Source organism: Ferrimonas sp., assembly GCF_048263965.1.
Lineage (GTDB): Bacteria > Pseudomonadota > Gammaproteobacteria > Enterobacterales > Shewanellaceae > Ferrimonas.
This window is the reverse complement of sequence record NZ_JBLXDO010000002.1, coordinates 272539-280970: the sequence shown is the minus strand read 5'-3', so window position 1 is coordinate 280970 and position 8432 is coordinate 272539. Positions and strand designations below refer to the sequence as shown.

Below are 8432 nucleotides of genomic sequence, written 5' to 3'. Positions count from 1 at the left end.
ATGACCCTGGCCGCTGTTGCTGCTCTGCTGGCAAGCACTCACGTTGCTGCTGAGATCAAGGCTGATGCCTCTCTGACCGACCAAGGTATGATGGACGGTCGTAGCTACCACCAGAAGTTCTACAAAAAGGACAACTGTAAGGTCTGTCACGGCACTGACGCTCCCTCCGTTCGTCCTGCAGATGACGCCTGCCTGAAGTGCCACAAGGTGGACAAGCTGGCGAAGAAGACCGCTCGTAAGGGTGAGGAGCTGTGGCAGAACCCACACAACAACCTGCACTACGGCAAAGAGGTGCCTTGCACCGTGTGTCACGGTGAGCACGAAGCCAAGCAGCCTCTGTGTAACGACTGCCACACCTTCAAGTTCACCAAGCACAAGCAGTAATATAACTGTTTAATTAAAAAAATAATAAAGCCTAATAAGCGGGCAGAACCAGATTTGATGAAATATTCATTTCGCCTTGGATCTGCCCGCTTAATTTTAAAACAATAAACTCATCTCTGGACATAAATGATGAAGAACTCTGCTTTGATTGCCGGGTTGTTGGTTGCCAACTCTGCCATGGCCGCAAACATTCCCGATTTCTTGGATAAAGACGAAATTTTGAACGCTGAGTTCAAATGTATCGGCGAAACCGCCACTTATTCCAAGAAAGATCAGAAATACGTCGACATGTTGTGGGACGAAACCCTCAAATATCTTGAAGGTTACGCCGTTGCACTGAGCACCAGTGACGGAAACTGCCGCAACTCTGACCGCAGCATGTTCCAGACCAATACCCATGATCTGGAAGGTCCACAGTACATGTGCATCATGGACCGTCGTGACATGAAACTGATGGTTAAGCACATCTACGCGGTGATCAACAATCCGGAAAAGGCCAAAGCCTGTTTCGGCGCCCGTGAGGACGTTAACTGGATCTACAGCCCGGGTGGTGAGCTGGAGAAAAACTCTCCCGTGGCCAAGTGGCTGAAGCGCACCACCTTCCAGGAGTTTTTTGACAAGAAGGTCACCAACAAAGAGGTGAAGGAGTACGGTCGCGAGTTCACCAAGAACTTCTCCAAGATGGTGACCGGTGACGACATCAAACTGCCTGATGCCTTCCCGTTCGACATCAGCGCCAACGCCCTGCCAAATCTGTGGGCTTCCGTGGGCTGGTTCCCCATGTACGCTGAAGACAGCGAGCGCAACAAGCGTAACTTCACCAAGACCCGTGGCAACTACGCCTACGCCGAAGTGTTCGGTCACTGGGGCCTGCTGCGCATCGATGAGATCAACAATGAAAAAGTCGGCGCCGAAGTGGGCATGGTGACCCAGCGTATCGACTCCTTCTACCCCTACCATAACCACGCGATCTCCGAGATCTACTACACCATGCGTGAGCCAGCCTGTGCCGACGAGTTCCAGAACTTCGCCGTGCGTGAGGACAGCCCCCTGGTGAAAACCATCAGCGAGAACGAGACCATCCGTGAGGTGGAGTTTGATGCCGGCATGCCTAATGAACCCTGGTTCTGGGCCAACACCTCGCCCAAGCATGATGACCTGGCTTATTTCCACCAGAACACCATCCATGCCTTTAACTACAACGGTGCCAACTGTCACGCCAAGCCTGAAGAGAAGGCGATCGTTACCGTCTGGGCTCGCTCCAACGCCCACGACAAGCGTAATGACTATGGTACGACCCGTCTGTGTGAGTCCTCCGAACGTCCCAACACGCCAGCCATGCGTGGTGAGAAGTTCCGCTGCGATCTGACCAAGACCAAGTACTGATAACCAGCTGATAAAAAAGGGCCGTCGCCAGACCGGCCCATATCTCGGCCGCTTTGGTGGCCAAACTCCGGACCAGATGACTTACATGCCCCGCAGAGGGTAGGGGTAACTGTGTCCTGCTGATATTAAATAGGACAGGAAACGATGACATATAATACTGCGTTGACTATGGCCGTTGCGGCCATGATGGCGGGCAGCTCCGCTGCGGCAATGGCGGAAGATGGTATTGATGTGGGCGGCACCGTTCGCGCCAACTACCAGTACAAGAGCTACAGCGACGCCTCTGAAGACAAGATGGGCGACTTCAAGTTCGACATGCTGGCTCTGAAGTTCAAAGGTGAGATCAAAGGCATCGGCCTGGCGTCCGAGTACCGTTTCTTCGACGGCTGGGAAAGCCTGCGTTATGCCTACGCCTACTACGACTTCAATGACCAGTGGCAGGGCCGCTTCGGTCTGACCAACGTGCCTTTCGGTAACCCGGGTTACATCTCCAACAGCTTCTGGTTCGGCCTGCCTTACTACCTGGGCTTTGAAGATGACTACGACATGGGCGCCACTTTCCACTACAGCGGCGGCCAGTGGAAGACTGATATCGGTCTGTTCAAAAACGCCGAGTACAGCGCCTCCCGCAACGAGCGTTACTCCACCGATCTTTACAAGGGCACGGTAAACGGCACCGAGTACAACAACGAAGAGACTAACCAGGTAAACCTGCGTCAGGTGTACGTCATGGACTATGACGGTGGCAGCGCAACCCTGGGTGGCTCTCTGGAGTGGGGGCAGATCTACAACAGCAAGACCGGCAACAATGGCGATCGTTACGCGGTAGCCGTGCACATGGACGCCAAGTTCGGTGACTGGAAGCTGCAACTGCAGGCGATGCAGTATGAGTACGACGCCGACAGCCCGGTAGACGCCAACAAGATTGCGGTTTCCGCCTATGCCTGGCAGTACGAAGTGGCTTCCAAGGCTCAGATCTACTCCGTAAACCTGGCTAAGAGCTTCCCCACCTCCTGGGGCAGCATCACCGTCTACAACGACTTCGGCATGCTGACGCCGGACACCGATGACGCCAGCTACGATGACAGCCTGATGAACGTCACCGGTATGGCGATCTCCGCCGGTGCCACCTACACCTACATCGACTTTATTGCCGGCGAAAACATGTACGCCGCCGGCGTAAACGATCACGTGGGTCTGGCTCAGACCGACAGCGGCTGGGATAACCGCATCAACATCAACTTTGGATACTATTTCTAAGAGTTTTCCGGGGCGGCTTTGAACCGCCCCGGAAACAGACACGAGGCCATGGTTTCATCATCGTCTCTTTGCTTACTGACTGTAAGGCATCGTGTCTTCTTGCTTAGGTGGCCCCCACAATTGTGGGGGCTTTTTTGTTGTTTGTTGGTGCTCAATGAGCCAAAACGTGGCCCCCACTTTTTTTTGGAACCGATTCCTTAGGTAAGCTGGCCATGATTGTCGTTTGAATAAAGTTTTTAAGGGTTTTCGGGGTGCTCCTGCGCGTCTCGGAAACGGACACGAGGCCAAGGTTTCATCATCGTCTCCCTGCTAATTGACTATGAGGCATCGTGTCATTTTTCTTAGGCGGCCCCCACAGTTGTGGGGGCTTTTTTCTATGTCTTTTACAGGTGCTCAATCAGCTAAAACGTGGTTCCGGCTTTTTTTTGGAAATGATTCCTTCGCTATGGTTGTTAGCGTAAATATTCCGCTTTTTGCGGATTGTCTTTGGCTGTTTTTGCCTGAGGGGGGCTATGTTTTCCGGAGTAAGAGAAAGGCGGGCGCTGTGCAATCTGGCGCGTGAACTGATTCGGGGTCAGGCGGAGTACACCCTGAATCGCCAGGCGCTGGAGGGCGAGGAAAGCTTCAGTGAACTTCAGGTCCAGAGGTTGTTCAGTTCCGACAGTGAACTAAGGCTGGCTATTGCTGAAGCGGAGTTGTACTCCTACTTTAAACATCTGGAATATGCCTTTGGGTTACACCGGCAACCGGCGAAAGTTTTGCTGTTTCACGCCTGCTGGTTAGTATATGAAACCAACGTGATGGAGCGCTTCCCATTGGTGAAACTGGTACCCAGTGAGAAGTTAGTCTTCTCGGTTGGCCTAGAGTGTTCGAGGCGTTACCTGAGGGTGCAATCCACCTATGACGATTACCTGCTTAACCTCCTTAAACAAGTGGTGTCCCCCAAGTCTGCAGGAGTGTACCGACTCTATAAAGCGATGGTGAATGGCCACTGCCTTGGAGGGGAAAATGAGGCCTTCAGGTATCAGGCGTACTACCGAACCTTGATTAGCGGCCTGAGTGACATGTTGGGATTGGATGAGGAGGTGCGCCCCTCATTGGTGGAGCAGGAGCAGTGGTTTGTGTCGAAATTCTCTGTCCCAAAGGCCTATGAGAGTCTCCTGGCAACGGCTCGCTGAGTAAATGCAATCCAACAAAAAAGGCCGGTGTCTCCACCGGCCCTTTCTTGATATTGAATTTAGTGCTGAATCACCATCTTGCTGAGGTTGGCCTTCAGCAGACCACGCAGCTGCTCCAGTGCCTTGGATTCTGCCGAAGGATTCACGTAGAAGGACTCGTTGAACATCGGCAGCTTGGGCAGCTTATGTTCCTCGGCGTCCAGCACCTGCATCTTGTCGCTCACCCGGAACTCGGCAATGGGGGCAATGCAGAGATCGTCCTCAACCGCCATGCACAGCGCCTGGGGTGAAGGGGTGGAGAGCAGCACATTGATGGGGCGCATGGAGATGTTGTGGTTGGCAAACACCTGAGCGCGAATAGGGCAGTTCTCCGGATACAGGGCCATGGGAATGGTGCTGCGCTGGTGGGAGTTGCCGGTCTTGGAGGCAGCCCAGACGAAACGGCGCTCAAACAGCAGCTCGCCGTGAGCCTGGGGGTGCCAGTGGGTGGCGATGATGGCATCGAACTCGCCATTACCTAGGCGCTTGAACAGGTTTCCGGATACATCGGTGTCGATCACCAGCTGCAGGTTGGTGAACTCGCGAATGAACTCAATCAGGCCGGACTCCAGATACCACTTCACGTAATCTGTGGGCACACCGAGGCGGATGATCTGCTTGGTCTCCTCCTTGAGATCGTCCAGCGCCTGCATATTGAGCTGCACCATCTTATAGGCGTAGTTCAGCAGCTTTTCACCGGCTTCGGTGAGGGTGACGCCACGGTTATCTCTGTCCAGCAGAACCTGGCCAACACTCTCTTCGAGCTTCTTAATCTGCAAGCTCAGCGCCGACTGGGTCCGGCACACCTTTTCGGCCGCCTTGGACATGTTGCCGCACTCGGCTACGGCGATGAAACTTTCCAAAAGTTCGACTTTGAGCATGGGGTATTCACTCCGCTAATGGTGCCCCAAGTATTACTCAATATTCGGTTGCCCCAAAGGTTGATACCTTGAGAGTGTGAATTAACACAACAGAGATTTTGGAGTCTGTGATGAGCAGCTGGGAACAAAGGGCAAACTACCTGGTAACCGTGGCACAACGCTGTCTTAAGGGGCATAAGACCTTCGGTCTTTGCCGTTCTCATCTGGTCAAGGCCAGCCAGATCTCCAAGGGTACGGTGTACAACCACTTCCCCTCTGAGGCGGACCTGGTGGTGGCCGTGGCCACCGCAGAGTTCCGTGACTTTCTGGCCCAGGCCCAGGAGGATCAGAAGGTGCACCCGAATCCTCTTCAGCTCTTTCTCTACCATCACTGCTGGCGCATGCGCGAAGTGCTGTGCAATGACCGCTTCGTGATCTCCCGGATAATGCCTAATACCGAGATCCTGGAGCAGGCTGGAGAGTTCTACAGCGCCGCCTTTAACAAGGCCTTTGCCGATTACAACGACTGGAACCAGAGGGTGATGGACGCCATCGGTCCAGTGGAGGGCTATGACCGTGGCACCCTGGTGCGCAGCTTTGTGCGTGGCAGCCTGATCAACATCGACGATGGCGATACCGAATGTTGTGACCTGGGTGTGTACCATCAGTACTGCTATGCCCTGACCCAACTGATGGGCCACTCCGACAAGCGCATTCCAAGCCGGGATGAGCTGGGCCAGTGGCTGAATCAGATGCGCGAAGCCGCCTGAACCATATTCTTTTTTGGTATATCCCTGCACTTTAATGATATGAAGTGCGGGGAAATAGATCCGCTCAAACACCTATCTTCTAGTTGAACACTTCGTGAGCAACTGGAGATAGGCAATGGAAAAGCACAACACTCTGAAAGCAACCCTGGCCGGCATGGTGTCTGCTGGATTCCTGTTGGCGTCTGGCCAGGCCAACGCCGTTCCTGATCAGCCCGAAGCCTGGGAAAAGTGTGCCGGGGTAGCCAAGAAAGGGATGAATGACTGCGGTGCCCTCGACGGCAGTCATGGTTGTGCAGGCCAGGCAAAGTCAGACAACAGCCCCAATGAGTGGGTCTACGTGCCCCAGGGAACCTGTAAGAAGCTGGGCGGCAAGGTCGCTAAGGTGAAGCCTGCCAAGGGAATGAAGAAGTCATGATCCCTGGCCTGGCCCCCACTGACGCGGGCATCAGCTTGCGCGAAGGGCATATGGCACAACTGCTGCAGCGGCGCGAGCCGCTGCCTTTCGTTGAGATCCTGGCGGACAACTTCATGGCCCTGCGTGGCCCCCACTACCACCTGCTACGCCAGGTTGCCGAGCGTTATCCGGTGATTCTGCACTGCGTCGGCCTTTCTCTGGCCTCATCCGGACCGGATGAGGGCTATCTGCAGAGGCTGAAGATCATGGCGGATGAGTTGGGCGCCATTGGTGTCTCCGACCACCTGGCGGTGTGCCGTTTGCCCGATGGTCATGTTCATGACCTGCTTCCGGTCAGCTACTCCATTGATACCCTCGATCGGCTGTGCCAGCAGGTAGAGCGGGTTCAGCAGGTTACCGGCCTGCCGATGGCGGTGGAGAACATCTCCCGCTATCTCGCCTACAGGGACGACAGCCTGGATGAGGGTGAGATGCTCAGCGAGATGCATCGCCGCACCGGTGCCGGTGTGCTGCTGGACGTCAATAACCTCTATGTGACTGCCCGGAATCTGGATCAGGACCCGCTCACTTTGCTGGAGAGCTTCCCGCTGGAGGCGGTGCACTACTGCCACCTCGCCGGCTTTGAGCAGAGAAATCGCCTGTTGGTGGATACCCATGGTAGCCGGGTGTCGTCCGAAGTGTGGCAACTGCTGGAACAGGTGTTGGTGCGCATGGGACCCAGGCCCATGGTGATTGAGTGGGACAACGCCATTCCTGAGTTGCCGGTTCTGCTGGAGGAGGCGGCGCGGGCGGCCACCATGATGCAAGGGAGGGTAGCCTGATGAAAGGGGTAAGGGATCCGCTCAACTTCTACCAGCACCATGGCAGCGGCGGTTTTAAGGTGACCTTGTCACCTCTGGAGGATGCCCTGGCGGTGTACCGCCAGAACCGTGTCGGTGCAGCCATCTCAGCCATTCGTAAAAGCTACCCGGCCACAGAGCAGCTGTTGGGCGAGTCGCTGTTTCTGGCCGTGGTCCGCGAGTTTGCCGCCCAGTGGCAGCCCGAGGACTCCCTGGACTGGGCGGGAGCGACGCTGCTTTCCTGGTTGCAGGCTCAGTCCAGGGCCAGTGGCCTGTGGCGGGATTTTCCCTTCCTGAACGCCCTGATGCGCTGGGAGTGGGGAGTGCACAAGGCTTACTATGCCCATCGTCAGAAGCCGGTGACCGCCGAGGAGTGCGCCCTTTGGCTGGAGCATGGTGGTCCGGTGCCCTGGCAGTTGAACCCCGGGTTGACTCTGGTGGCCAGTGCCTATCCCATTGAGGCGATCTGGCAGACCCTGATGGCACTCAGTGGAGGTGAGGAGAGGGAGCTGGAACTGACTCAGCAGCCCCAGAGCCTGTGGGCCATCTGGCCAACTGAGAGGGATCTGTCCTGGGAGGAGGTGACCCCGTCACTCAGGCTGGCTCTGACCTCAGTGCGTCATCCCCACCGGGCCCTGGCGCTCGAGCCTCACCACCTGGCAACGCTGATGGTGAGGCAGTGGCTGGTCAGCCGGGATCAGCTGGCGTAGGTAATGGAGAGATCCTCGGCCAGGGCATCCCGCACTGCGTCCGGCACAGGAATGGGGCCGGTATCCATCTGGGGGTGATCGACCCCAATGACCAGGGCGGCGCCCTGCTTCAGGTCCAAAATGGCTTCCGGTGTCAGCTCAAAGCGCAGGAAGTGGACACTGGAGGTTTTGTGTTCGTCGCTGCGATCCAGGTCTTCATCGGCAATGGCATAGCAGCACCAGTCGTCCCCCACCTGCAGCCAGATCTTGTGCTCAATGCCGGCCAGCTGTGCCAGACGCTCCCGCCGTTCGCTGGCATTGGGGTACTCCAGCATCATGGTGGCCTTGAGGTTGGTGCCATCGGGAATCAGGGGGTTATAGGCGTCCAGCTCCTCCTGAATGGCTGGCCCCTCAAAGATGCGTTCGATGCGCAGCATCTCCTGAACCTGGTAGCGAATGGTCATCTCATCTTCGAAGGTCAGCCTCAGGTGCTCTCCGAGCATCAGTTGCCTGAATCTCTTGTGTTCCATCACCTGGTGGCGAAAGGCCGGGCGCTGCTCGGCGTACTCCTCCAGGGACCAAAGCTGGTGTCGGGTCAGCTTGCTCATGGGC

Annotated in this window: 10 protein-coding genes; 8 read left to right on the top strand and 2 right to left on the bottom strand. The window is 56.0% G+C overall.

Annotated elements, in window-relative coordinates:
* From ACN0RV_RS04165 to ACN0RV_RS04150, 4 genes are all read left to right on the top strand, one after another.
* The gene (locus ACN0RV_RS04165) at nucleotides 1–384 is read left to right on the top strand and encodes a cytochrome c3 family protein (RefSeq protein ID WP_417345841.1); all 384 of its coding nucleotides are present in this window, start codon (nucleotides 1–3) and stop codon (nucleotides 382–384) included.
* 129 nt (nucleotides 385–513) lie between these two features.
* The gene (locus ACN0RV_RS04160; RefSeq protein WP_417345839.1) at nucleotides 514–1770 is read left to right on the top strand and encodes a hypothetical protein; all 1257 of its coding nucleotides are present in this window, start codon (nucleotides 514–516) and stop codon (nucleotides 1768–1770) included.
* Between the two features lie 144 nt (nucleotides 1771–1914).
* Complete coding sequence (locus tag ACN0RV_RS04155; protein ID WP_417345837.1) at nucleotides 1915–3030, top strand: hypothetical protein; 1116 nt, start codon at nucleotides 1915–1917, stop codon at nucleotides 3028–3030.
* 512 nt (nucleotides 3031–3542) lie between these two features.
* Nucleotides 3543–4208 carry a hypothetical protein gene (locus ACN0RV_RS04150; RefSeq protein WP_417345835.1) on the top strand — a complete coding sequence of 222 codons (666 nt, stop codon included), beginning with the start codon at nucleotides 3543–3545 and terminating at the stop codon, nucleotides 4206–4208.
* A gap of 59 nt (nucleotides 4209–4267) precedes the next feature.
* Here ACN0RV_RS04150 and ACN0RV_RS04145 read toward each other — a convergent pair whose 3' ends face one another.
* Nucleotides 4268–5128, bottom strand: coding sequence for a LysR family transcriptional regulator (locus ACN0RV_RS04145; RefSeq protein WP_417345834.1), 861 nt, complete (start codon nucleotides 5126–5128; stop codon nucleotides 4268–4270).
* 110 nt (nucleotides 5129–5238) lie between these two features.
* Between ACN0RV_RS04145 and ACN0RV_RS04140 the strand changes: the two genes are divergently transcribed.
* The 4 genes from ACN0RV_RS04140 to ACN0RV_RS04125 all read left to right on the top strand — a co-directional run bounded on the left by ACN0RV_RS04140 (nucleotide 5239) and on the right by ACN0RV_RS04125 (nucleotide 7841).
* Nucleotides 5239–5877 (top strand): TetR/AcrR family transcriptional regulator, encoded by a 639-nt coding sequence (locus ACN0RV_RS04140; protein WP_417345832.1) that lies wholly within the window; start codon nucleotides 5239–5241, stop codon nucleotides 5875–5877.
* 115 nt (nucleotides 5878–5992) lie between these two features.
* Nucleotides 5993–6292 carry a DUF2282 domain-containing protein gene (locus ACN0RV_RS04135; protein WP_028109457.1) on the top strand — a complete coding sequence of 100 codons (300 nt, stop codon included), beginning with the start codon at nucleotides 5993–5995 and terminating at the stop codon, nucleotides 6290–6292.
* Complete coding sequence (locus tag ACN0RV_RS04130) at nucleotides 6289–7113, top strand: DUF692 domain-containing protein (protein WP_417345830.1); 825 nt, start codon at nucleotides 6289–6291, stop codon at nucleotides 7111–7113. Before ACN0RV_RS04135 ends, ACN0RV_RS04130 begins: the two co-directional genes overlap by 4 nt.
* Nucleotides 7113–7841: a putative DNA-binding domain-containing protein gene (locus tag ACN0RV_RS04125; protein ID WP_417345829.1), complete on the top strand. Its 729-nt coding sequence runs from the start codon at nucleotides 7113–7115 to the stop codon at nucleotides 7839–7841. Before ACN0RV_RS04130 ends, ACN0RV_RS04125 begins: the two co-directional genes overlap by 1 nt.
* Here ACN0RV_RS04125 and ACN0RV_RS04120 read toward each other — a convergent pair.
* Nucleotides 7829–8428, bottom strand: coding sequence for a DUF3501 family protein (locus ACN0RV_RS04120; protein WP_417345827.1), 600 nt, complete (start codon nucleotides 8426–8428; stop codon nucleotides 7829–7831). The two genes, ACN0RV_RS04125 and ACN0RV_RS04120, sit on opposite strands and share 13 nt — an antisense overlap.
* Nucleotides 8429–8432: the final 4 nt, after the last annotated feature.